Raw genomic sequence first — 24,877 nt, 5'->3', positions numbered from 1 at the left:
GGTGTATTCCTGTTTGACTAATAATGGGGCCGCTTAGGCAGTGGTGCCTGTCAACCTGCGCAACGCCTGTTGCCCGGCCTGTTCGAGGGTCTGGTAGGCATCGCTGTGCTCAGCCAGGGGTAGCGGCAGCACGATGAAGCCCTCGAACGACACGATCCCGGGCACCGCATTCCAGAGCGCCCGCACCACACAAAAAGGTTCCGAGCTCGAGCTGTCGGCCTGATAGAACAGTTTGCCTTCAGCATCCGTGTCGATCTGGCCAGGGCCATGAACCACCGAGAGCTCATCGATACCTGAACCGCTGCCCACGGACACCGACAGCCATACCCGCCCCAGTTGCGCATCCAGTTTGTCCACCAGCACGTCCGAGGGGCGCATGACAGTCATGGCGGTGATCATGCATAGCGTGCGGTACTCGTTGGTCAGGCTGTTGCGTACCTCGACCTGCTCGACCACGAACGCCTTGCCGGTGATGTTGCCGCCGGGGATGTAGGTGTTGGCCTGGCCCTTGTCCTCGGCAAGTCGGCCATGGGGTGCGGCGCCGAGGACCTTCCAGCTCAGCTCGCCCTGGCCCACGTGGCCGGCCTTGAGGCTGACGCCGGTATCGCCTACCTGGCATACCTCCACCAGCGGGCTAACGCTTAGGGCGTTCTTCACCACGCTGACCAGCGCCGAGGCCCTGTAGCCGGTGGACCAGTCGGTGGCGGTGATGCGTACACGGGTGAAAGCACCGTGGATGCCGCTGGCGGGGGGCGCCAGGTACTCGCCCTTGACCGTCTTGCTGAACTCGCCGGGGGCGTCGCTGGAGCCTTCGACTGATTCGGCCGACCAAGTGACGTTCGGGTTTGACGGCACGGTGGCGAATTGCAGTTTGCTGCCTTGAACCAGAATGGATTCAAGAGGCGTGAGAGTGAACGTGGTGAGCCTCGGGTTGACGTGGCCGAAAGTGACGACATCGCGGGGCAGGTGCTGCTCTGCCGGCACCAGCGCACCGCCGAAGTTGAGTTTGAGGGTTTGCGCCACGGCATCGGAAGTATCGGTCCAGATGCTCAGGTCCTTGGTAATTGCCGCCCTCAGCGCGGGGACGGATTTTTCTTCTACGACGTGGATTAACGCTGTCCAAGGCGAAAGGCTTACAAATAAAGCGTGCCCCATACTATAAGCGGTTCCAGCTTCAACGCCTGGAGGTAACGGCTCGCGACGCCGAGGGAAATTATCCTCTCCATAAGTAAATCCAACATCAAGCGCGATTGCGTCCAACCTAAGAATGCCGCCCAGAGAACTTAAAACTTTCCAACTCGCTCTGAAGTCAAGCGTAAAATCAGCCTCCCAACCCACCTCTATAGCCTGAGCATTCAAGTGTGGATACGGCGGTGCTTCCCAATACCGAGTCACATCACAACCCGCAGTAAAAACACAAGCCATATCAATGCTCACCTTGTCACCGACCAACTTCAGCGACAGAACATCTTTTAGCGAAACCCTAAAAGCCGGAACAACCACCTTCATGTCACAGATAAAAAGAGAACGTTCCCGATACTCATCACTCCAGTCTCCCGATGCAAACTCCATCCAGCCAGAAACCGCCGTAGCAATGATATCCTCACCGCGAAATTCAAATTTAAATGCCAAGTCACCAAAATGAGCACGCGGCAAACTTCTGGCCAACGCAGCCATGATGACCCGCTTTCTTTCCAGCAATACAGATGCCGAGTATCCGGCGTTATCGGAGGGGATCAGATATCGATAGTTCGGATCCGGCGGCTCCGATTGCTTGCCATCATTACCCACCATCAGCACCAGCCCCATCACAGCCCCATCCACATCCGGCTGATCGGCCCCCGCCGCCGGGGCGAATGAAGCACTCGGATTGCGCTGGGTACGCAGAAGAAAACTCTCCGGCTGCAACAGCTCATCCGGGCCCCGTTCGATAGTCCCCAGCGACCACACCCGTTTTTCAACGGGCAGCGCGCGAAACAACTCCTTGAAAACATCCCCGCCCAGTTCCCGCAACCGATTGGAGTCGGAAAACGTCAGCACGAAGTTATCGCTATTACGCAAATCGAGCTTGATCCTGCCATCGTCATCCACATACCCCGGCACATCGCCCAGCTCCAGCTTCAAGATCAACTCCGGCCCCACCAGCGGGTCGATCGAGTCCATGCGTTGCGGGTACCAGTGCGCGCCGGCCTGTTTCAAATTGACCTGATTGCCGCCGACCAGCTTCATGCGCAGGCTGGCCTTGGAACTGGTGATATCGACGTTATCGAACGACAACCGCGGGTGGTCCAGCACAAAATTATGCATGTACACCTTGTTGCCAAGTTCCGGCTTCGTTTCACCATTCACCGGCGGCAAATAGGACGTGGTCTTGAACCGTCGGATATATTCCTGGGTCAGCAAGGCATCGGCCTTGGCCTTGTCGATGGCAAACACCATGTCGTAACCCTGCAAACGGCCAGGCTCTTTCAACCAGTTCAACAGCTCTGCCTTTGAATTAGTCGTCATAAATACCTCTGCCACCTGTGTTCTTTCAGTTGATCAATGTGATCTCTACCGAGCGGAAGTTCCGCCAGGTTTCACCGTCATCAAAACTTGCCTGCACCGACACCCTGAACTTCTGGTTCAACCTCAAACCCTGCAGGAATGCCTTGGTTATAAAGCCCACGATCTCACCGTCGTAGTACTCCTCCTCGGTCACCTCGGTATCCCGCGGGCGAATCTCGAACTCAGCGGGCTTGCCGCTGTTCGGCAGGCCCTCGACGTGCATGCCCAGGCGTTGCCCCTCGGCCATGAAGGGCCACGAACCCAGCCGGCAGCGGCACCCCGTAGCCGGCACCTTGGCCAGCGACAGTTGCTGGCCGGCGACCCCATCCAGTTGCACCACCGGGTAGTTGATTGCCTCAAAGTCCGCCACCCGCAAGTCGAACTTGGCCGAGGCCTGGGGGGCCTGGCCGGGCTTGGTCACCGTGTAGTACACCCACAGCCGGCGGCCGAAATTGGCGGCCATCGCCGCCCTGGGTACCGAGAAGCGCCTCGGGTAGTTGGTATCCGGTGTGTCGATTACCAGGTTGCCGGTGCTGCCGTGGCCCTCCCAGTGCAGGCGCAGGGCACCGCCATCTGTCACCGCGTCAGCGGGCACGTTCACCTGTGCCCCTTGCTGCAAGTCCCGTGGGTAGATTGCGCCCTGGTGCGCCTGGTCGTCGGCCTCGGGCCGGGCATCGCGAATCACCGGCAAGGGCAGGCGCAGGGGCCGTTGCAACGCCACGGTCAACGCCTGCGAATTGCGTTGCATGCCCTGCCTGGCGACCCCATAGCTGAAGGTGACCTGCTGCCCGCGGTTGACTTCACTCTGCAGCCAGGCACGGTCAAGGAAGAACGCCATCCGCCCGCTGTCGACCGAGCTTGCATCGGCACGGAAGGTGCGCAGTTCGAGTGTGGGCCCCTGGGCGTAGAGCAGCAGCGAATCTCCCAGTTCGAGTTCGGGGTAGTTTTCAGCGATCAGCCACACCCCGCCCTCGTAGGCCTGGTCATCGGGGTCAAGCAGCTCGCCCACATGCCCGGGAATGTGTGGGGCGCCCAGTTGCGGTGCGGCGGGCGGCTCTGCCCAGACGATGGAAAAGCGCTGTTCGGGCGAATAGGTGAGCTCGCCGTTGTCGAACTCGATGCAGTACTGCAGGTAGGCAAAGCCGTCGAAGTACGGGACCACGTCGCCGTAATCCAGACGCCAAAGCAACGGTTGGCCCACCTCGGTGGCGCTCACCACGTGCTCCAGCCTGACCTCGTTACCCTCCAGGCTTTCGTCGTACCAGGGGCGCCAGAAAAGGGTCACGCGTTGCCCCGGGGCCATGGCCGCGTAGGGTGGGGTGACTACCAGCATCCCGGTGGGGTCCAGCAATTCCACGTCGATGACCAGGTCGTGGGCATCGCGCAACTGCACAACTTCCGGCCTCCACATAGGCAAGTCTGGCCGGTCGATGAAGAAATAGCGGCGCAGCGACTCGTCACCGACAGGCTGGCCACCCTGGTCAAGGCGCCGGAACGAATAGAACACTATGCCCCCGCTAAGCGGCGCGAGCACGCTGTTGGGGATGCGGAACATCCAGCGCCCGGCACCATCCAGCACATCCACTTCGCTGTCGCCGAACTCGTCGCTGACTTCACCGGCCGCGCCACGCCCACGCCAGTTGATCCGTACCAGATCGCCCGGTGCGATGCCTGGGTAGATAATCCAGGTTTCAAGCGGGCCGGCCCCCACTGCAGCCAGGCTGACCGAGTTGGTCCGCGGGTCCAAATGAGCAACGTCCGGCATATCCATGCATCACCCCTAATGGCAATGAGTTGATCGATGGGCCGAAGTTATAGCGCTGCGGGTTCAGGCTGACACCTGACAAAACTGCTAGGTGCCAGTGCGCAGCAAGTTGATTAGTGTTTATTCAACAAGGCGGCCCATATACCGCCCACGATCATTCACTTCGCCAGTGAGACCCGCCATGAGTTCGGAATCTTCCGTGCACTCCAACGCCCTAAACTTCATGAGTTTCATGGAGGGCGGTGTAGACAGCCGCACCGGGCAATACACGTTATCGATCAAACTTCCCGACCTGGGAGCAAACTTTTTGCGGGGCCCGGAGTTTAAGCTGGCCCTGAACTTCAACCCGCTCAACACCCTGGATTCGGGATGGGGCAGAGGTTGGAACCTGCAACTGACGCAATACACCGAGCACAACGGCATGCTCACGACTTTTACCGGTGAGTCGTTCAAGGTCAGCGGCAGCCAGGGCGGCCGCTTGCACATGCCCGAGCAAAAACTTGCGCACTTTCACCTGTACCCCGAGCCTGCCGGCCCCGGCGGGGCCCGTCGCTATCGCGTGGTGCACCGTTCCGGGCTGGTGGAGATCCTCGAGACGATGGGCAGCCAGCGGGGGCAGATTGCCCTGCCGGTGGAGGTGTATTCGCCCCAGGGGCACAAGCTGGCGCTGAGCTACACCCCGTTCAACCCCAACTATGTAATGCTCGCGGCAGTGCGTGACGGGAGTGGCCAGACCCTGCTGGAAATCGAGCGCCAGAGCGGCCAGGTGGAGTTTCGCGAGCGCCCCTACCAGGGCCCCGGCGGCAAGCCGGTAGCCAGCTACAAGATGGTCCTGCAAGAAGCAGACAGGCGAGTCACTTCGATCATCCTGCCAAGCGCCGAACAGGCCAGCTGGCGCTTCGTCTACCGCGAGGTGCTGGGCCATGTGTGCCTGGAGCGGGTCACCACGCCGACTGGCGCACGTGAATACCTGCAATACACCGATGGCGGCCACCTGTTCCCCGGTAACAGCCGCCCGCCCCTGCCGCGGGTGACCCGCCACACGGTCGAACCAGGCCTTGGCCAGGTAGCCTTCCAGACCAACTACAGCTACCCGAGCGGTAACTTTCTGGGCCAGGGCACGACGCTCCCCTGGACCGACGATGGCCTGGACAACCTGTACAAGCACACCGGGGATTACCAGTACCAGACCGTCGAGAGCCTGTGCGATGCCAACAACCGCGAGTTGAAAAGCATCACCCGCACCTTCAACCGCTTCCACCTGCCGGTGTCTGTGCGCACGGCGCAGAACGGCAGTATCCACGAGCTCATTACCACCTACCAACTGGCAGACAACCTGCCTTTTGCACAGCAGGTGGCCACCTTGCAATTACCCATAAAGGAGCAAACCCGCTGGAGCAAGGACGGCCACGCGCCGCCCAGCCGCCTGGAAACCCTGGAGACCGAATACGATACCCATGGCAACACAATCTGGCGTAAACAGCCCAACGGCGTGATAGAGCGCAGCAGCTGGTTCGGCCCGCAGGCAGAAGCAGGTTTTCCGGGCGACCCCTACGGTTTCAGGCGCCACCTCAAGAGCAAGACCGTCACCCCTTCAGCTGACGGCGCGCAGCAAGCGCCGGAACTTGTGCGCACTTATACCTACCGCCAGTTGCCAACGCTGAGCGGCCACACCACTCACCTCGAGCCTTGGGTCACCGAACACAGCGAGACCCTGTCAGAGCAGGGGCAAACCCTGCAACGCACCCTCAACCGTTACATCGATGCGCCCGGCAGCAGCCTGCTGCATGGCCGGCGGTACCAACAGGTGCGCACTCAGGGCAAGCTGCAGACCACCACCCAGTACCATTTCAAGTTATTGACCGATGAATCGAGCGGGCAACCGGTGCTCGAGACCACCACCGAGCTGCTCGGCTACGACGGCACCGAGCGCTCCAGCATGCAACGGCGCTCGCTGCTGCTGGGCGAAACCGTGTACGAACGCGACGAGAACGGCGTGCACCTGCAGCGCGAACATGACGCCTTGCGCCGGGTTACCCGTGAGCGGGTGTCGCCAGGCACCGATTACGCCGCAAGCAAGGAGTACATCTACGCCCTCTGCGCCAACGATGGTGACATTGCCAGGCAGTGGGTGCGCAACGCCCGCGGGGTCACCAGCCTCACCGAACTGGATGGCCTGGGCAGGGTCGCCAGGGAGAGCCGGGACAACATCCACGAGCAGCGCCCCGAGATGTTTTTCGAACTGCTGGCGAACACCTACGACGCCTTGGGTAACCGCGTGAGCGAAACGCATACCGATTGGCTCAAGGGTAACCGGCTGCCGCCCCTGACTACCCTCTACCGGTATGACGACTGGGGCGAGCAGTGCTGCGTGATCGGCCCCGATGGGGTCGAAGAGCACGACGCGCTCGACCCCATCGGTACCTCGCACCATGCAGGGCCGGTGCGCCGTAGCTGGCGCGAAGGCGGCACGCTCGCCGTGCGCATCAGCACCCTCACCCTGCGCGGCGGCACCACGCAGGTGAAGCAGCGTGCCAGGGCAAAAAGCGCCAACCGCGAAACCTGGCTCAACCTGTTCGAGAAACCGGTGAAAACCAGGCGCCTGAACGCGCTGGGCGACCTCGTTGCCGAACGCACCTACCTGTACGACGGCCTGGGGCGTACGCTCGAACAAACCGACGAGCGCCGCCATGTCACCGAGTTCAGCTATGACCCCTGGGACCGCATGCTCAGCACCCTGCTGCCAGACGGCACACGCCTGAGCAGAACCTACGCCGAACACTCAAGCGAGGACCTGCCTGCCAGCCTGTTGGTGACCCCGGCCAACACCAACCTGCCCGCTCGGTATATCGGTGCGCAGTCCCACGATGGCCTGGACCGTTTGATCAGCGCCAGCAGCGGCAATCGCGTCGAGCACTTCCAGTTCCGTGAAGGCGAAAGCCAGCCTCGCTGGTACATCACCCCGGCAGGCGAACGCATCGAACTGGATTACAACCTGCAACTGACCGACGACCCGATCAGCAGCAGCGCCCCGGACGATCTGGCCAGCTTCACCTACGACAAGGTCAGTGCCCGCCTGCGAACCAGCAAAAACCCGCAAGGCACGCGCAGCTTCGACTACAACCTGGCCAACCAGCTGGTCGCCGAACACTGGGATGAACCCAGCGGCAAGCGCTGGAGTACAACCCACCAGAGCACGGTAAGCGACCGGCCCAGCAGTACCCTTGAAGCCAATGGCGTCCTTACCGAATACACATACGACCCGCAGGGCCGCCTGCAGGCCAAGTTTCAGGGGCAGTTGCAGGCGCACTACCACTACGACGAGCTTGGCCGGCTGGACCTGCTGACCAGCAAGGACCTGGCCAGCAACAGCAGCCTTGAAACCCACATCGAATACGACGACCAAGACCGCGAAGTGAAGCGCACCTGGCGCCAGGCCGGCCAGACCGAGCGGATGCTGGACCAAAGCTGGACGGACGACGACCTGCTGCAAGGCCGGCACCTGCGCCAAGCGGGTGTTTCGCTGCTGGAAGAACTCTTCGAGTACGACGCCCGCGCCCGCCTGGCCAAGCATATGTGCAAGGGTTCAGAGCTGCCCGTGGATGCGCAGGGTCGGCAACTGGTCAGCCAGATATTCGGCTTCGATGCCTACGACAACATCAGCAGCACCATCACCACCTTCGCCGGTGGGCCACGCCCCGAGCGGGCGCTGTTCAGCTATGCCGAAAGCGACCCCTGCCAGCTGATCGGTATCGACTACAACCCGCCGCGCAGCGAGCCGAACCCTCGGTTCAGCTACGACGCCAACGGCAACCTGACCCGCGACGAGCGCGGCCGCCAGTTGCACTACGACAGCCAGAACCGCCTGCTGGGCATCGACCAGGCCAGCAACAGCTACCGCTATGACGCCTTCGGCCTGCTGGTCGCCAGCGCCAGCGGCACCAGCGCGCAAGAGCTGCGCCTGTATGACGGGGCGCAACTGCGCATGGCGGTGCGCGACGGCCTGCAAACCCTGTACTGCCACCATGGCGAGCAGCCCCTGGGGCAGCAGCAAAGCGGCCCCGGCGCGCAACCGCCGCTGCTGCTGCACACCAGCTTCAGCCACAGCGTGGTCGCCGAGAGCCTGGGTAATGTGCGCAGCAGCAGCCGCTACAGCGCCTACGGCGAGCAGTACAGCGAGCACCCCGTGCATTGCGCGCTGGGCTATAACGGCGAAGCCCTGGACCCGGACAGCGGCTGGTACCTGCTGGGCAACGGCTACCGCGCCTACAACCCGGTGCTGATGAGGTTCCACAGCCCGGATGCGCTCAGCCCGTTCGGTGAGGGTGGGCTGAACTATTACGGCTATTGCCAGGGCAACCCGGTGACCTTCCGCGACCCTACGGGGCATTCCAGTGTTGGCTTTAGCGGGACCAGCCAGAAACGGGAAGAACTGGAGCGGACAATTTATTATTGGGGGGGGCCGCATGTTGATATCCAATCCATACTCATAGGTGTCGGGACTGCAGTGTTTTCCGCCATCCTTATCGCCATTACAGTCGCTTCTGGAGGATTGGCTGCACCGGCGACTGCGCCTGCATTAGCGGGTACAGTTTCAGCAGGTAGCGCCGCAGTTGCAACAACCACGACAGTTGCAACAACTGCGACATTTGCAGGCATGACCATATCGGCAGCGCTTGCTAGCAAGATTGTATTAGCCAGCCTTGTAAGCTCTACCGCGTCGTCGCTTGTGGGTGTGGCTACGTCCACTGTTGGCCAACTGACCGGCAGCGACAGCACTATGCAAGTTGGTAATTACCTCGGCTATGCGTCATTTATCTTAGGTTTGCCCTCTATGCTCGTAAACCCCAAAAATGCAATGAAAGGAGCGAAACTGGCCACTTCTGGAATTGAGGCCTACAAAGACGCCAAGGCAGCAAAGATGTTCAGCAGAGTTAGGGAGTTTACGGCAAAACCGAGCCCAGCCGGGAATACCAGAACTTAGCCAATACGCTGAACCATAAGTTGTTATTGCAATCCCACCTCGCCACCGTTAATTGAGGACGAGGCGAGGTGTTTCACGGTGCATTCACTCAACTCACACAGCCCCACGCACTGGAGTATTGAAATGAGCACGTCCTCAAACAAACGCACTCTTGATGAACAAGTTCGCCGTGATTACCTGGCCTCCAGGTCTGCGCAACTTTCAGCCGCCCTGAAAGCACTCAAGCCGCCGCGTGAAGCCAATGAAACCGAACAGCCATCGAACGAAACTAAAGCACACGCCAAGCCGATCGTCGATGGCATTGTCAAGGACGAGCACGGTACCGAGGACGCAGACGGTCTGCTGCACAAAGACGTGCTGAAGGAAGACCTCGTGGTGAAGATTCCGATATGGGAAAACCTGCCCACGTTTCCATTGCCGGGGATGTTCGAAACCGTGCAGCTCAAATACTCGCTGACCGGCACGCCAGGCAGCTTCCAGACAATCGGCGCCGTAAGACGGTTCGATCTGCCCATTGACCCCGATATCTTCCCCCTCGAGATGGCACTGCCGAAAGAAGCGTTGCCGCGCGACGCCAAGTTGTGGGTGCTCTACGCACACAAGAACTTTAGCAGTTCCGACTCCGTGGATTCGCTACCCATTCAGCTGACCTGCGACGCCGTTGCGCCGTGGGATGAACAAGAGCCCCGCTTCGAGCAGGCGCCGAGCGAACCGATCAATGAGGCGTACCTGGGGCTGCACCCGGCCGGTATCGAGCTGACCCTGGCCGACTACCCGGACCGCAAGCCAGACGACAGATGCAGCCTGTACTACCTGGACGAATGGCCCCGCAACCCTGACGACCTGATCATTCCTGCCTACAACACCGTGCTCGATGACACCCTCAAGGTCACGGTTCCCACCGCAGTAGTGCGTAACCGGGACGACGGGCGCTTCTATATCACCTACCTGCTGTACGACAAGGCCACCAATCGCAGCCGCATGGCCTTCCCCGTGCAGGTCGATGTGGTGCTGGGCCCGCAACCTGAAGACCTGCTGCCGCCCGAGGTACCGCTGGCCGCCGACGGAGTGGTGGGCATGAAGGACGCCCTGGCTGGCGTGACCGTGCGCATACCCGCCTACAGCAACCGCAAGAACCAGGACGTGCTGCTGATCAAATGGGGGGACGACACGCTGGACGCAGAACCCATGGGTACCCGCCCGTTCCCGGTGGATGTGCCAGTACCCAACGCGATACTGCACACAAACTACGGGGCGGCGACCGGCCCCAAGACCACCCGGGTCAGCTACCAGGTGATGCGCGGCCAAGTCGCCTACGGCCCGGAGTCAACCGATGTGGAGGTGGACTTCTCGGTGGTGGGCCCCGACCCAGACCCCAACTGGCCAGACCCGATCAACACCAAGCTGGCCGCTCCCAGAATCACCAGCTCGACGGGCCTGGACAACGAGCTCGCGCCGGCCGACCGCGACCAGCCCGCCACCCTGTCCTTCCCGCTCTATGCCAATGCCGCAAACGGGCACGTGATGGACTTCTACTGGGACGGCACCCTGGTCACCGAGGCGCGCTATGTCGTCAGCCTGGCAGATGGCCCCGAGGTGGAGTGCAAAATCCCATGGAGCTACATCAGCGATGCAGGCAACAACGAGCAGTTACCGGTGCACTACACCGTGCGCGGCGACGTGGATGCGATCAACGAGCAGGAATCGCCGCGTCAGTTGGTCAACGTGCATGCCATCAGCATGACACCCGACCCGATGGAGTTCCTCGACCTCGATGGGCCTTGGCTGAACTGCACCTCGCTGTGGTTTGACCCGGATGCAGCCGACCCAGAACCGGTGTTCAGGGCGAGAGTCCCGGCTATTCCGGAACGGTTCAATGTCAGCCCAGGCACACAGATTACCCTCAACTGGTACGTGACCAAGGACATGGCCGGCCAGGACGAAATCGACGAAGTGAAACTGGTGCAAAGTCGGAATTTGTCCGCGGACGATATCGAGAAAGGCTTCATCTGGCAGATCGGGCCCTATGACCGACATATCCTGCCGATCTATGACCCCGCTCACACGTACGCATTTGCTCATGTGTTCTATTCGGTGCTCGTGCCTGGCAAGCCGGCACTGATATCCGATGCGACACAGAACATCGTCAGCATCGCGGTCTCGGACGGCAACCTGACATGCCATGTGTGAGCTTCCCTGAAGCTTGCTGGCAGCGACCCTGCGCAGGGTCGCTGCCAGCCAGGGGGAATAGGAGTTTTGAGCTAGGCGCGTAGGACTATTCCTACATAAATACCAAGTTGGCGCTTTTACTCTCGCAGCCCTCAGATCCTTCCCATACGAACTCAGAAGGACCTTACAGACCTCAGTGCCTTCGACGAGAACCGCCATGTCAGATTTCACGCCCTCCTCCCCCCGCCAACTCAACCGAATTCGCGGCTTCCTGCTCGTCTCGCCGCTGCTGGCGACCTCGGCCATGGCCGAAACCCTCGTAACCACCGATACGCTGCTGGGCGCAAGCGCGTTCTTCGACAGCTACCGCGTGACCGGCCCAGCCACGCTGACCACCGAAGGCGCAACCACGCGTTCGCTGACTGGCGAGACCGGTGCCACCCTCAAGCTGTCCGACAGCCAGGTACTGGGCGGCAACACCGGCGATGGCCTGAACCTGATCGGCGCCTCGGCCAACGTACAACGCACTACCATCACCAGTGACATTCGCGGCCTGGGCCTGGCGTCCGGCTCCAGCGCCGTGCTGGTCGACAGCGTGGTCGAGGGAGGGGCCGTCGGCGCGCAACTCAATGGCAGCAGCGTCGAACTGCACAATAGCCAGTTGCGTGGCACCGGCCCCAACGCCGCAGGCGCGCAGTTGGTCAACGCGACCTTGATCGCCCGGGCCGGCAGTGTCATCAGCGGCAGTACCAATGGCCTGGCGATTTTCGAGTTCCCGGCGCCGGGCGGCTCTAGCGTGGTGCTCGATAACAGCCTGGTGGAAGGGCTTGGCGGCGCGGCGATCCAGGTAGGTTTCAGTGCAGCAGTGCCCGGCAACGCGCGCATCGATGTACTCAACGGCTCGACCCTGCGTGGCAGCAATGGCGTGCTGATGCAGGTAGGCGACGCTTCCAGCGCCGACCTGCGGGTCAATGACAGCCACCTGGTCGGCGATATCGTGGTCGATACCGGCGGTTCGGCCAACGTGTTGCTGGAAAACGCCGCGACCCTGAAGGGGCGCCTGCAAAACGTCGACAGCCTGGGCCTGGCCAGCGGCGCCCAATGGACCATGGTGGAGGACAGCCAGCTCGGCGACCTCACGCTCAACGCCGGCTCGGTGCGCTTTGGCGAAGCCGGTGAGTTCCATACCCTGACGGTGGACAACCTGGCCGGCGACGGCACCTTCGTGATGGAAGCCAACTTCAGCACCGGGCAGACCGACTTCCTGAACATCACCGGTAACGCCACCGGCAACCATGGGCTGTTGATCAGCAGCAGCGGCCGCGACCCGAGCAGCGAGGCCAGCCTGCACATGGTGCACGCCGCAGCCGGCGACGCAACCTTCAGCCTGGTGGGCGGCCCGGTGGACCTGGGCACCTACTCCTACGACCTGACTCAACGCGGCGCCAACGATTGGTACCTTGACCTCACCACCCGCAAACTCAGCCCCGGCGCGCAGTCGGTGATGGCCCTGGGCGATGCCACGCCGACCGTGTGGTATGGCGAAATGAGCGTGCTGCGCAGCCGCATGGGCGAAGTGCGGCGCAACCCGCAGCAAACGGGCATGTGGCTGCGCAGCTACGGCAACCGGTTCAACGTCTCGGAACGCGCCGGCGCCGCCTACCAGCAACAGCAACAAGGTTTGTCGTTCGGCGCCGACACGCCGCTGGCGGCCGGTGACGGCAACTGGCTGGTGGGGGTGACCGCCGGCTACAGCAGCTCCGACCTGAACCTGGCCCGCGGCTCGTCCGCCCGCATCGACAGCTACCACGTGGGCGCCTACGCCACCTGGCTGGAGCCGGACAGCGGCTACTACCTGGACGCCGTGGCCCGCCTCAACCGCTTCCAGAACAAGGCCGATGTACGCCAGAGCGATGCCAGCAAGGCCAAGGGCGACTACGCCACGCTGGGCGCCGGCATGTCGCTGGAAGCCGGGCGCCACCTGGCCCTGGCCGACGGCTACTTCGTCGAGCCATTCGTGCAGTTGTCCGGGCTGATGGTGCAGGGCAAGGACTACACCCTGGACAACGGCCTGCAGGCCGACGTCGAGCGTACCCGCTCGCTGCTGGGCAAGCTGGGCAGCACCGCCGGGCGCACCTTCGATGCTGGCCGTGGGCGCACGGTTCAACCCTACGTGCGGGTGGCGGCAGTGCACGAGTTCATCAATGACAACCAGGTCAGGGTCAATGGCAACCGCCTGGGCAACGACCTGTCTGGCACCCGCGCTGAGCTGGGCGCCGGGGTCGCCGTGGCTTGGGCAGAACGCTGGCAAGCCCACGCCGACTTCGAATACAGCAACGGCAGCAAGATGGAACAGCCCTGGGGCGTCAACTTCGGGGTGCGATACAACTGGTAATACTGAACCCAGGGGAAGGCCGTCACGGCCTTCCCCTTTTTGATTGCAAGAGGATGCAAGGAGAACTTCTATGGCTAATCAACAGCGTTCCAAACCATTGGCAAATGCCAGCAAAGCAAGTGTTTTGAATTTCAACGTGCTCGTCCCCCCCACCGTCCCTGAACTGCTGCCCGACATTGAAGGCGGTGTCGAAAACCTGCTGCCGTTCGCGGCAAGCCGGCTGCCTTTGCGCGTCGAGTTCCCGATGTGGGCAAATTCGTACCCGAGCGTGCAGTTTCCCGAGCACCTCGAGCTGTACTGGAATGAAACCCTGGTGGAAAAGAAAACCTGGACACAGCCCATCAGCCCCGATGAACTGTTCATTCTGGTGCCGACCCGCTTTCTGAGCCATGGCCTGCACGCGCTGCATTACCGAGTCACGCTGTTCAACAACAGCCAGAACCCGTCGCGCAAACTGGAGATCAACATCGACCGGGAGCCGCCTGAAATCATCGAGGATGATGACACCCTGCTGTTCGATGTCGACATTCGTCGGGAGGGTGTCACCGAGGATTACCTGGCCGCCTTCGGCGACCAGGTTGCCGCCCAGATACCACCTTATTGGGGCGCCGAACCCGGCGACACGCTCAGGTGGTATTGGAGCGACGACCCGGCGGGCAAGCAAATGGTGGGCATGCGCGTGCTGGGCAAGGATGACGTGCGTCGGCTCACACCAGGCAGCGCAACAACCAAAGCCCCCTACACAGTAACCTTCACAGGCGACTTCATCCGCCAGACTGGCGATGGCATCCGTTTTGCCCGATACGAAATACAGGACAGGGCCGGCACGACGACCCAGCGCTCCCTGGCACTGGCAGTAACCTCAAAGGCTTCACCGCCCCCGCGCGTGCTTCACCGCCCGTTCATTCGGGAGGCCGTCGGCAGCGATCAAAATTCGTTCAGTACTCTGCTGCCGGCCGACGCCCCCAATGGTGTGACCTTCGTCGTGCCCGAAGCCACCGAGATCAAGCCCGGTGAAACCGTCACCATCCATTGGGGAGTACCCGGGACCGTGGGCGCTTACCAAACCAGCACGCCCATCGCTGCAGGCTCACGCGATTACCTGGTACCGCGAGCCCACATAGCACCGCACATGAACAGCCAGGTCGAGCTGTATTACCAGATCAACACACCCAACCAACCGCCCTCGCCTTCGCATTTCGTCACGGTGCGGGCCATCATCGGCCTGCCGATCGTGCAGTGCGCGAAAATCCAGAACGCGCAACTGAACCTGCGCACCATGGGCGAAAAAGCCGAGTTCACCTTGGGTGAGTGGCAATACCGGGACACGACACAGTTCGTCAATGCCTGGATCGAGGGCGTGGACCGCAACGATTTGACCAAGGTGCTCATACTGCCCATCGTCGACGCCCTGCCCGTGCCCACCGAAGGCGGCATCATGGCACTGGGCAGCATCAGCAAGGTCGAGCTTCAGAAGCTGGCGCTCAACTATCAGTTCCGGGTGTCGGTACAGGTGTCGTTCGACCAGCAGGCCAGTTGGCTGAAGTTTCCGGATGCGGCGGCCACACTGGTGGATGCGTAAACCCGAAGCAAAAAAAAAAACGCCACTCCGAAGAGTGGCGTTTTTCATGTTTGGAGCGGGAAACGAGACTCGAACTCGCGACCCCGACCTTGGCAAGGTCGTGCTCTACCAACTGAGCTATTCCCGCAAAGTGAAGCTTTACTGCTTTTGGCGTGACTGGCTTGAGCCCTTTCACCACCGACACATCGCCGTAGCGCTGTGTTTGAACTGGAGCGGGAAACGAGACTCGAACTCGCGACCCCGACCTTGGCAAGGTCGTGCTCTACCAACTGAGCTATTCCCGCAAATATGGCGTCCCCTAGGGGACTCGAACCCCTGTTACCGCCGTGAAAGGGCGGTGTCCTAGGCCACTAGACGAAGGGGACTAAGCCTGCGCTTTTCAGCGCCGCCAGCACATGAACCTCACGATTCAGACTGGGCTTTCTTTTCCTGCCATGCCGAAGCAGTGCCGGAGAAACTGGAGCGGGAAACGAGACTCGAACTCGCGACCCCGACCTTGGCAAGGTCGTGCTCTACCAACTGAGCTATTCCCGCAATATGGCGTCCCCTAGGGGACTCGAACCCCTGTTACCGCCGTGAAAGGGCGGTGTCCTAGGCCACTAGACGAAGGGGACACGCTGCTCGCATTTACATGCTTGCTTTCACTCCCTGTAGCGTTTCGCTGTGTGCTTTACGCTGCAAGTGGCGCGCATTCTAGGGACGCCTCGGCATAGCGTCAAGCCCTTTATCAAAATTTATTTAAATCAATGACTTCGCTGTGTCTTGCGGCCCTGCGCAAGGGGCGCCCGGGGTTTGACGTTGCTTTTCTGGCGGCAGGCCGGCAAGCTCATGGCAATGCGCCACAGCTGGAGAAATCCGGGCGTTGGCCGATAGCAACGTGAGTCGTGCCTGTGCCGGCCTCTTCGCGGGCAAGCCCGCTCCCACAGGGGCCTGTTTGGCTATTCGGGCATCTGCCGGGCTGCACTGTTCGGGCCCCGGCGAACTCACTACACTCTCTATATACAGATGCAACACTTCTACATGATGAGGCGTTAACGGTGACACCACTTCTGATCACCCTGCTTATCGTTGCGGGTATCGCACTGCTGATCGTGATCGGCTACCTCAACAACGTGGTCGAAAACGGCAAGCTCGAGCGGGCACGCCTCAAGGTCGAGTTGGCCGACCGCCTGCGCCGCTGCGGCGAAATCAGCGAAACCTTCCCCGGCCAGTTCATGACCCCGGCGCTCAAGCTGCTGCTGACCCGCCTTGAGCTCAACCTCAACCAGCGCCAGCTGGCGCTGGACAAGCACAGCAGCGAACTGAAAGCACGCATCGCCGAGCTCGAGGGCCTGATCGCCCAGGGCGACAAGATCCCGGTCAGCAACCCGCCCTCGCCCATCGTTACCGAGGTCAAGGCCAAGGACGTGCGCTTCTTGCTGGAGCTTTTGCACAACCAGATAGTACGCGCCACCCAGGAAAGCTTCCTGGCCACCAACGAAGGCAAGTACTGGGTCAAGGAAATCCGCCACATCCTGGTGCTGCTGCACATCGAGTTCTTCAACAACCTCGGCCAGCAGGCCCTGCAGCAAAACCAGCCAGGCCAGGCGCGCCTGGCCTTCGAGCGCGGCGTGCAGTACCTGCGCAAGCAGCCCGAACCCAAACAGTACGAAGAGCAGCTCACCTACATGGAAAAACTGCTGGCCCGCTCCAATGCCCAGGTACTGGACCAGATGGAGCCTGCCGAGAACGAGCAGAACGCCCTGACCGAAGGGTTGAAGACCGATGACGACGAAACCTGGAAAAAGCGCGTCATCTACGATTGATCCGAGGCTCTCATAGAACAAACTACAACTCATTGATTTAACACGGTTCCCGTGGGAAGCGGCCTTGCCGGGGCGCCGTCCGGTCGAGATGGGGCGCGAAGCGGCCCCAAGGCCTCAGCCTCATGCAAAATTGCCGGGGCTGCTGCGCAGCCCATCGCGACACAAGGCCGCTTCCCACAGGGGCCGCGGTACATCTGCGGGACTAGTTCTCTGCGCGACAGCGCAGCCCGAAAGGGCTGGGTGATCTCCTACAAGGGCCGCACAAAAAAGGGGCCATTCAATGGCCCCTTGTTCATTTCAGCAATCGCTCAATTGCAAGAAGATCGCCGCCAGGCGCTCCAGCCCCACCTGGTCCGCTTCGCTGAAGCGCGCAAGCTTCGGGCTGTCCAGGTCGAGCACACCGATCAGCCGGCCATCCTTGACCAACGGAATCACCAACTCGCTGTTGGATGCACTGTCACAGGCAATGTGCCCGGGGAAGGCATGCACATCCTCCACCCGCTGGGTCTGCCGGGTAGCCGCCGCCGCGCCGCACACGCCCTTGCTGAACGGGATGCGCACACAGGCTACCTGGCCCTGGAACGGGCCGAGCACCAGCTCTTCGTTGCGGTTCAGGTAAAAGCCGGCCCAGTTCAGCTCGTCTACCTGGTTATAGAGAAACGCCGAAAATTGCGCGGCATTGGCGATAAAGTCGCGCTCGTCGGCAAACAGCGCCTGCACTTGCGCAGCCAGCAGGTCATAGCCATCGAGGCCTTTGCCACTGGCGTTGAGGTCGATCATTTATTTCTGCTCCAGCAATTGCAGCCCGACCCAGTAGCGGGCGAACTGATAGGCACAACGGCCATTACGGTTGCCGCGGCCGGTGGCCCAGCGCACGGCAAGGATTTCGAGCTCTTCGGTACGCGCCCAGCGCAGCCCGGCCGGGCGCGCCAGCTGGCCGATCCAGTGCTCGACCACATCGAGGAAGTGCTCCTGGCTGAACGGGTAGAACGACAGCCACAGGCCAAAGCGGTCGGACAGGGCGATCTTGTCCTCCACCGCTTCGTTGGGGTGCAGCTCGCCGTCGACCATCTTCCAGTTTTCGTTGTCGCTTTGTTTCTCCGGCACCAGGTGGCGACGGTTGGAGGTGGCGTACAGCAGCACGTTGTCTGGCGCCTGCTCAAGCGAGCCGTCTAGCACGCTCTTGAGCACCCGGTAGTCGCCCTCCCCGGCCTCGAACGACAAATCGTCGCAGAACAGGATGAAGCGCTGCGGCAGCTTTTGCAGTTGCTCCACCACCCGCGGCAGGTCGGCCAGGTGGTCGCGCTCGATCTCGATCAGGCGCAGGCCCTCGCCTGCGTGCTCGGCCAACAGCGCACGCACCAGCGACGACTTGCCGGTACCGCGCGAGCCCCACAGCAAGGCGTGGTTGGCGGGCATGGCGCTGATGAACTGGTGGGTGTTGCGGCCCAGTTGCTCGCGCTGCTTGTCGACACCGATCAGGTCGGACAGGCGAATGTCCAGGCTCACTTCCAGCGGCAGCAGATAGCCGCTGCGGCCGTCCCGCTGCCAGCGGGCGGCAAGAGTGTGGGACCAGTCGATGTCTGGGCGTGGGGCGGGCAGCAAGGGTTCGAGGCGCGCGAGGACCGATTCGGCGCGGTCGAGAAAAGCGGTAAGGCGGGCGTCCATGATGACTCCTGAAGGCAGGCAATGAGAGCGTCGGGCCGCCATCGCGGGGCAAGCCCGCTCCCACGCTGTAATCGAGCACGTGGGAGCGGGCTTGCCCCGCGATGGCGGCCAAGGCTGAATGTTTGACAGACCCGCCAGCAGCCAGGGGCTGATCGGCTATGCTTGCGCAGCGCGCACGGAGCAATCAAACCGGCTTGGGACCCATGGATATCAAGTTCACCAATCGCCTGTCATACAAGCAAGCCCGGTTGACAGTCCTGGTCGGCTTCATCCTGGGAACATTGCTCAGTCTCATCCAGATCGGCATCGATTATGCCAGCGAAGACGCGTCCATCAACCGTGAAATTCAGGCGTTGCTGAAAATCAGCCACGACACCGCCTCGCGCATTGCCTACAACATCGACACCGAACTTGCCCAGGAACTCACCGGCGGCCTGCTCAAGTCACCGGCGTTGGTCCGCGCACGGCTGATCGACAACAACGACACGGTGCTGGCCGACGTCGAGCGCCCGCGCCTGGAAAGCCGCTACCGGCCATTATCGGATTTTTTGTTCGGCGAGCAGCGCCAGTTCCAGGACCGGCTGTACCTGGCCCACATGCCCGGCGAGTTTCTCGGCACCCTGTACCTGGACGTCGACACCTACGCCTTCGGCGGGCGCTTTCTCGACCGTGCCGGGGTCACCCTGCTCAACGGCTTCGCCCGTAGCCTGGTGCTCACCGGCATTCTGTTGGCGCTGTTCTACCTGATGCTGACCAAGCCGCTGGTGACGGTGATCGCCGCCCTGAGCGGCCCAGGCGATACGCGCACGCCCCGGCAAACCCGGGTGGACTGCCCCAAAGGCCACGAGAACGACGAGATCGGCGTATTGGTGAAAGTCGCCAACCAGCAGTTCGTCAGCATGGCCACCGAAATCCAGCAGCGGCGCAACGCCGAAAACCGCCTGACCCAGTACCTGAACGAGCTGGAAGATATCGTCGCCGCCCGCACCACAGAGCTCAAGGCCAGCAACAGCCGCCTCAGCCAGTCCAACCAGGAGCTGGACGACGCCCGCCAGCGCGCCCTGGACATGGCCCATGCCCGCGCCGCCTTCCTGGCCAACATGAGCCACGAGATCCGCACCCCGCTCAACGGCATGCTGGGCATGATCGCCCTGGCCCTGGACAGCGGCCTGGCACCGGAGCAGCGCCAGCAACTGTCGATCGCCCACGACTCGGGCAAGGTACTGGTGGAGTTGCTCAACGACATTCTCGATTTGTCCAAGTTCGACGCCGGCCAGCTTGAGCTCGAACGCATCCCATTCGACCTCGGCGCGATGGTCGAGGACACCGCCAACCTGCTGTCGCAAAACGCCGCCACCAGCGTCGAGCTGACCTGCCTGATTGCCGCAGACTTCCCCAGCACGGTGCTCGGTGACCCCACCCGGGTGCGCCAGATCGTCAGCAACCTGCTGTCCAATGCCCTGAAATTCACCCGCTTCGGCCGCGTCGATGTGCGCCTGGCCAGCATCGTCGGCGGCGTGCGCCTGGAGGTCAGCGACACCGGCATCGGCATCCCCGAGGAGGCCCAGGCGCGGATCTTCCAGCCGTTCACCCAGGCCGGCGCCGGCATCACCCGCCAGTACGGCGGTACCGGCCTGGGCCTGGCCCTGACCCACAACCTGTGCAAGGCCATGCAGGGCCATTTGCACATACAGTCCGAAACCGGCTTTGGCAGCCGCTTCAGCGCCGAGCTGCCACTGCCGGCCCACACGCCAGCGGTGCCGCCGGTAATGCTGGCCGGGCGGGTGGTGGCCCTGGGCAATGCCGACAGCGGCCTGGCCGAGCTGCTGCAGGTGCTGCTGCCGCGCTGGGGCCTGGACTACGCCCGCTTCGACGATGCCCGGGAACTGGCCGACCAGGCGGTGGACGTGCTGATCACCGACGACCTGGACCGGGTGCTGGACCTGCGCCCGCAAGTACAGGCCCCCATCGTGCTGGTGACCGCCTACGGCAGCTTTTTGCCCGGCGAGCAGGCCACGCAGCTGGCGCCCCTGCAGCAACTGGCCCGGCCGCTGGCGCGCAACGCCCTGTATCACACCCTGCGGCGCACCCTGCACGGCGAACCCAACGCCCCGCTACCCCACGAACTCCCGCCTGGGCAGGAGCGCCGTGCGCGCATCCTGCTGGTGGAGGACAACCCTGTGAACCAGCTGGTGGCCAAGGGCATGCTCGGCAAGCTCGGCTGCCAGGTGCAGGTGGCGGCGCAAGGCGCCGAGGCCCTGGAGTGCCTGGAGCAGGCCACCTTCGACCTGGTGCTGATGGACTGCAACATGCCGGTGATGGACGGCTACGAGGCCAGCCGACGCATCCGCCAGAGCGGGCGCTGGCCGCAGTTGCCGATCGTCGCGCTGACCGCCAACGCCATGCCCGAGGAGCGCGAGCGCTGCCGCGCCGCGGGCATGAACGACTACCTGGCCAAGCCGTTCCGGCGCGAAGAGCTGGTGGCGCTGATCGACCACTGGGTGCCGCTCAGCGGCTGAGCAGGCGCTCGATGTCGGCTTGCAGCGCTTCAGGCTTGGTGGTGGGGGCGTAGCGCGTCACCTTGCCGGTGGCCGGGTCGAGCAGGAACTTGGTGAAGTTCCACTTGATCTTCTGCCAGCCCAGCAGGCCCGGGGCACGGCGCTTGAGCTCGACGAACAGCGGGTGGGCGCCGGGGCCGTTGACCTCGACCTTGCGAAACAACGGGAAGCTCACCCCGAAGTTGAGCTCGCAGAACTGCGCGATCTCCCGGGCATCGCCCGGCTCCTGCTTGCCGAACTGGTTGCAGGGGAAGCCCAGCACCACCAGGCCCTGGCCCTGATAGTCCTGCCACAGCCGCTCCAGGCCCTTGTACTGCGGGGTGAAGCCGCACTGGCTGGCGGTGTTGACCACCAGCAGCGCCTTGCCGGCGAAGTCGCCGAGTTTTTTTTGCGTGCCATCGAGGGTAACGCAAGGGGTGTTCAGCAGGGCATCATCCATGGGGCGGCTCCAGGTCAGTCGCGGGGCTTGAAATCAAGGCACACCGAGTTGATGCAATAGCGCAGCCCGGTGGGTGGCGGGCCGTCGGGGAACACGTGGCCCAGGTGGGCGTCGCACCGGGCGCAGGTGACCTCGGTGCGGATCATGCCGTGGGAGGTGTCGCGGATCTCGATCATCGCGCTCTCCTCGATCGGCTGGTAGAAGCTCGGCCAGCCGCAGCCGGAATCGAACTTGGCCTGCGAATCGAACAGCGCCAGGTCGCAGCAGATGCAGTGGTAGATGCCATCACGGCGCTCGCTGTTGTACTTGCCGCTGAACGGGCGCTCGGTGCCCTTCAGGCGGCACACCTGATACTGGGCCGGGTCGAGCATGGCACGCCATTCGTCCAGGGTTTTGTCGATCTTTTGCATGGGAACCTCGGCAGGCTTGAATTTCACCTCGCACCGGCTTTTCCCTGGCGCGGGTGGCACGTATATTAGTTGGCTTCGTGTGCCAGGCGCCAAGTCTGGCACCCGCGTCCCGCCCTTTCAAACCTTTCGACGGCGGCGCGCGCGTATTCTCAACCGGGATCTCATCATGCAGTTCAGCAAATCGAACAAGCTCGCCAATGTCTGCTACGACATTCGCGGCCCAGTGCTCAAGCACGCCAAACGCCTGGAAGAGGAAGGCCACCGCATCCTCAAGCTGAACATCGGCAACCCGGCACCGTTTGGCTTCGAGGCGCCGGACGAAATCCTCCAGGACGTCATCCGCAACCTGCCCACCGCCCAAGGCTACAGCGACTCCAAAGGCCTGTTCAGCGCGCGCAAGGCGGTCATGCAGTACTGCCAGCAAAAGCAGATCGAAGGCGTCAGCATCGAGGATATCTACCTCGGTAACGGAGTATCCGAGCTGATCGTCATGTCCATGCAGGCGCTGCTCAACAACGGCGACGAAGTGCTGATCCCGGCCCCCGACTACCCGCTGTGGACCGCCGCGGTGAGCCTGGCCGGCGGCAAGCCGGTGCACTACCTGTGCGACGAGCAGGCCGACTGGTTCCCCGACCTTGAAGACATCAAGGCCAAGATCACCCCGAACACCAAGGCCCTGGTGATCATCAACCCGAACAACCCCACGGGCGCTGTGTACTCCAAAGAGCTGCTGCTGGGCATGCTGGAGCTGGCGCGCCAGCACAACCTGGTGGTGTTCTCCGATGAAATCTACGACAAGATCCTCTACGACGAGGCCGTGCACATCAGCACCGCGTCGTTGGCGCCGGACTTGCTGTGCCTGACCTTCAACGGCCTGTCCAAGTCCTACCGCGTAGCAGGCTTCCGCTCCGGCTGGCTGATCATCTCCGGCCCGAAACAGCACGCCCTGAGCTACATCGAAGGCATCGACATGCTGGCCAACATGCGCCTGTGCGCCAACGTGCCGGCCCAGCATGCCATCCAGACCGCCCTGGGTGGCTACCAGAGCATCAACGACCTGGTGCTGCCGCCCGGCCGCCTGCTGGAGCAGCGCAACCGCACCTACGAGCTGCTCAACGACATCCCCGGGGTGAGCTGCGTCAAGCCGATGGGCGCGCTGTACGCCTTCCCGCGCATCGACCCGAAGGTGTGCCCGATCTTCAACGACGAGAAGTTCGCCCTCGACCTGCTGCTGTCCGAAAAACTGCTGATCGTTCAGGGCACCGCGTTCAACTGGCCGTGGCCGGACCACTTCCGGGTGGTCACCCTGCCGCGGGTGGATGACCTGGAGCAGGCCATCGGCCGCATCGGCAACTTCCTGCGCACTTACTCGCAGTAATGCATTCCCTGTAGGAGCCGGCTTGCCGGCGATAGGGCCAGGCCTGCGCTTTGTTGGCGCTGCTGGCCTGATCGCCGGCAAGCCGGCGCCTACAGGGTTATTCATTCTTACAATCTGCAACGCTCTATCTGACAGCCCTCTCGACATCCTCTGCCATACTCCCTCGCGTACACAGTTTGAAATAGTCGGCCGGTTGAATCGCCGTCCCCTCCCCCTTATATACCCCCGCAGTACGCAACAATTCCTTCCGTCAGGAGAACGTGACAACCATGATGCGCATTCTGTTGTTTGTAGCCACCAACCTCGCGGTGGTGCTGGTTGCAAGCATTACCCTGAGCCTGTTCGGCTTCAACGGGTTCATGGCCGCCAACGGGGTCAACCTCGACCTCGGCAAGCTGCTGGTGTTCTGCGCCGTGTTCGGTTTCGCGGGCTCGCTGGTCTCGCTGTTCATCTCCAAGTGGATGGCCAAGATGAGCACCGGCACCCAGATCATCAGCCAGCCGCGCACTCGCCATGAACAATGGCTGCTGCAAACCGTCGAGGAGCTGTCCCGCGAGGCCGGGATCAAAATGCCCGAGGTGGGTATCTTCCCGGCTTACGAGGCCAACGCCTTCGCCACCGGCTGGAACCGCAACGACGCCCTGGTGGCGGTTTCGCAAGGTTTGCTCGAGCGCTTCTCGCCCGATGAGGTGCGTGCGGTGCTGGCCCACGAAATCGGCCACGTGGCCAACGGCGACATGGTCACCATGGCGCTGGTGCAGGGCGTGGTGAACACCTTCGTGATGTTCTTCGCCCGCATCATCGGCAACTTCGTCGACCGGGTGATCTTCAAGAACGAAGAGGGCCACGGTATCGCCTACTTCGTTGCCACCATCGTCGCCGAGCTGGTGCTGGGCATTCTGGCCAGCATCATCGTCATGTGGTACTCGCGCCGCCGTGAGTTCCGCGCCGACGAAGCCGGCGCCCAGCTGGCCGGCACTGGCGCAATGATCGGCGCCCTGCAGCGCCTGCGTTCGGAACAAGGCCTGCCGGTGCACATGCCCGATACGCTGAAGGCCTTCGGCATCAATGGCGGCCTCAAGCACGGCCTGGCCGGCCTGCTGATGAGCCACCCGCCGCTGGAAGACCGCATCGACGCCCTGCGCCGCCGCGGTTGATAGACAGATGTGAGTGAAAA

At 62.4% G+C, this 24,877-nt stretch carries 14 protein-coding genes and 5 tRNA genes; 8 read left to right on the top strand and 11 right to left on the bottom strand.

The window, feature by feature from the left end:
* Positions 1-33: 33 nt before the first annotated feature.
* The gene (locus KSS93_RS10975) at positions 34-2,481 is read right to left on the bottom strand and encodes a hypothetical protein (RefSeq protein WP_217888291.1); all 2,448 of its coding nucleotides are present in this window, start codon (positions 2,479-2,481) and stop codon (positions 34-36) included.
* Positions 2,482-2,533: 52 nt separating this feature from the next.
* A complete protein-coding gene (locus tag KSS93_RS10970) occupies positions 2,534-4,318 on the bottom strand; it encodes a hypothetical protein (RefSeq protein WP_217888290.1) in 1,785 nt (594 codons plus the stop codon).
* 415 nt (positions 4,319-4,733) lie between these two features.
* On the opposite strand from KSS93_RS10970, the gene KSS93_RS10965 reads away from it, so the two are divergent.
* The 4 genes from KSS93_RS10965 to KSS93_RS10950 all read left to right on the top strand — a co-directional run bounded on the left by KSS93_RS10965 (position 4,734) and on the right by KSS93_RS10950 (position 15,442).
* Positions 4,734-9,296: an RHS repeat-associated core domain-containing protein gene (locus tag KSS93_RS10965; RefSeq protein ID WP_217888289.1), complete on the top strand. Its 4,563-nt coding sequence runs from the start codon at positions 4,734-4,736 to the stop codon at positions 9,294-9,296.
* A gap of 123 nt (positions 9,297-9,419) precedes the next feature.
* The gene (locus KSS93_RS10960) at positions 9,420-11,486 is read left to right on the top strand and encodes a hypothetical protein (protein WP_217888288.1); all 2,067 of its coding nucleotides are present in this window, start codon (positions 9,420-9,422) and stop codon (positions 11,484-11,486) included.
* A gap of 196 nt (positions 11,487-11,682) precedes the next feature.
* Complete coding sequence (locus tag KSS93_RS10955; RefSeq protein WP_217888287.1) at positions 11,683-13,860, top strand: autotransporter outer membrane beta-barrel domain-containing protein; 2,178 nt, start codon at positions 11,683-11,685, stop codon at positions 13,858-13,860.
* Positions 13,861-13,930: 70 nt separating this feature from the next.
* Positions 13,931-15,442: a hypothetical protein gene (locus KSS93_RS10950; RefSeq protein ID WP_225917329.1), complete on the top strand. Its 1,512-nt coding sequence runs from the start codon at positions 13,931-13,933 to the stop codon at positions 15,440-15,442.
* A 51-nt stretch (positions 15,443-15,493) separates the two neighbouring features.
* Here KSS93_RS10950 and KSS93_RS10945 read toward each other — a convergent pair.
* The 5 genes from KSS93_RS10945 to KSS93_RS10925 all read right to left on the bottom strand — a co-directional run bounded on the left by KSS93_RS10945 (position 15,494) and on the right by KSS93_RS10925 (position 16,056).
* Positions 15,494-15,569: transfer RNA gene (locus tag KSS93_RS10945), tRNA-Gly, on the bottom strand.
* 81 nt (positions 15,570-15,650) lie between these two features.
* A tRNA-Gly gene (locus KSS93_RS10940) sits at positions 15,651-15,726 on the bottom strand.
* Between the two features lie 5 nt (positions 15,727-15,731).
* Positions 15,732-15,807 (bottom strand) — tRNA-Glu (locus KSS93_RS10935).
* Positions 15,808-15,900: 93 nt separating this feature from the next.
* Positions 15,901-15,976, bottom strand: a tRNA-Gly gene (locus KSS93_RS10930).
* A 4-nt stretch (positions 15,977-15,980) separates the two neighbouring features.
* Positions 15,981-16,056 (bottom strand) — tRNA-Glu (locus KSS93_RS10925).
* Between the two features lie 423 nt (positions 16,057-16,479).
* Here KSS93_RS10925 and KSS93_RS10920 point away from each other — a divergent pair.
* Positions 16,480-17,247, top strand: a complete 768-nt coding sequence (locus KSS93_RS10920; RefSeq protein ID WP_217842399.1) for a hypothetical protein — start codon at positions 16,480-16,482, stop codon at positions 17,245-17,247.
* A 297-nt stretch (positions 17,248-17,544) separates the two neighbouring features.
* Here KSS93_RS10920 and KSS93_RS10915 read toward each other — a convergent pair whose 3' ends face one another.
* Positions 17,545-18,027, bottom strand: a complete 483-nt coding sequence (locus KSS93_RS10915) for a GAF domain-containing protein (protein WP_217888286.1) — start codon at positions 18,025-18,027, stop codon at positions 17,545-17,547.
* Positions 18,028-18,915, bottom strand: coding sequence for an ATP-binding protein (locus KSS93_RS10910; RefSeq protein WP_217888285.1), 888 nt, complete (start codon positions 18,913-18,915; stop codon positions 18,028-18,030).
* Positions 18,916-19,073: 158 nt separating this feature from the next.
* Between KSS93_RS10910 and KSS93_RS10905 the strand changes: the two genes are divergently transcribed.
* Complete coding sequence (locus KSS93_RS10905; protein ID WP_217888284.1) at positions 19,074-21,434, top strand: hybrid sensor histidine kinase/response regulator; 2,361 nt, start codon at positions 19,074-19,076, stop codon at positions 21,432-21,434.
* Here KSS93_RS10905 and KSS93_RS10900 read toward each other — a convergent pair.
* Both KSS93_RS10900 and msrB read right to left on the bottom strand, forming a co-directional pair.
* A complete protein-coding gene (locus tag KSS93_RS10900; protein ID WP_217888283.1) occupies positions 21,424-21,912 on the bottom strand; it encodes a glutathione peroxidase in 489 nt (162 codons plus the stop codon). The genes KSS93_RS10905 and KSS93_RS10900 overlap by 11 nt on opposite strands.
* Positions 21,913-21,926: 14 nt before the next feature.
* Positions 21,927-22,322 (bottom strand): peptide-methionine (R)-S-oxide reductase MsrB, encoded by a 396-nt coding sequence (msrB, locus tag KSS93_RS10895; protein ID WP_217888282.1) that lies wholly within the window; start codon positions 22,320-22,322, stop codon positions 21,927-21,929.
* Between the two features lie 166 nt (positions 22,323-22,488).
* Here msrB and KSS93_RS10890 point away from each other — a divergent pair, with 166 nt between their 5' ends.
* Together KSS93_RS10890 and htpX are read left to right on the top strand one after the other, a co-directional pair.
* Complete coding sequence (locus KSS93_RS10890) at positions 22,489-23,700, top strand: pyridoxal phosphate-dependent aminotransferase (protein WP_217842393.1); 1,212 nt, start codon at positions 22,489-22,491, stop codon at positions 23,698-23,700.
* Positions 23,701-23,969: 269 nt separating this feature from the next.
* Positions 23,970-24,857, top strand: a complete 888-nt coding sequence (gene htpX, locus KSS93_RS10885) for a protease HtpX (RefSeq protein WP_217888281.1) — start codon at positions 23,970-23,972, stop codon at positions 24,855-24,857.
* Positions 24,858-24,877 lie beyond the last annotated feature (20 nt).

It is taken from the genome of Pseudomonas xanthosomatis (genome assembly GCF_019139835.1).
In the GTDB taxonomy this organism is placed as follows: domain Bacteria; phylum Pseudomonadota; class Gammaproteobacteria; order Pseudomonadales; family Pseudomonadaceae; genus Aquipseudomonas; species Aquipseudomonas fakonensis.
This window is presented reverse-complemented; position numbering and strand designations above follow the sequence as displayed.

Coding starts and splice junctions, on each gene's coding strand:
- KSS93_RS10970 (WP_217888290.1), bottom strand. CDS start 4,318: ATGGATATGCCGGACGTTGCTCATTTGGACCCGCGGACCAACTCGGTC.
- KSS93_RS10965 (WP_217888289.1), top strand. CDS start 4,734: ATGCTCACGACTTTTACCGGTGAGTCGTTCAAGGTCAGCGGCAGCCAG.
- KSS93_RS10960 (WP_217888288.1), top strand. CDS start 9,420: ATGAGCACGTCCTCAAACAAACGCACTCTTGATGAACAAGTTCGCCGT.
- KSS93_RS10955 (WP_217888287.1), top strand. CDS start 11,683: ATGTCAGATTTCACGCCCTCCTCCCCCCGCCAACTCAACCGAATTCGC.
- KSS93_RS10950 (WP_225917329.1), top strand. CDS start 13,931: ATGGCTAATCAACAGCGTTCCAAACCATTGGCAAATGCCAGCAAAGCA.
- KSS93_RS10915 (WP_217888286.1), bottom strand. CDS start 18,027: ATGATCGACCTCAACGCCAGTGGCAAAGGCCTCGATGGCTATGACCTG.
- KSS93_RS10910 (WP_217888285.1), bottom strand. CDS start 18,915: ATGGACGCCCGCCTTACCGCTTTTCTCGACCGCGCCGAATCGGTCCTC.
- KSS93_RS10905 (WP_217888284.1), top strand. CDS start 19,074: ATGCTTGCGCAGCGCGCACGGAGCAATCAAACCGGCTTGGGACCCATG.
- KSS93_RS10900 (WP_217888283.1), bottom strand. CDS start 21,912: ATGGATGATGCCCTGCTGAACACCCCTTGCGTTACCCTCGATGGCACG.
- msrB (WP_217888282.1), bottom strand. CDS start 22,322: ATGCAAAAGATCGACAAAACCCTGGACGAATGGCGTGCCATGCTCGAC.
- KSS93_RS10890 (WP_217842393.1), top strand. CDS start 22,489: ATGCAGTTCAGCAAATCGAACAAGCTCGCCAATGTCTGCTACGACATT.
- htpX (WP_217888281.1), top strand. CDS start 23,970: ATGATGCGCATTCTGTTGTTTGTAGCCACCAACCTCGCGGTGGTGCTG.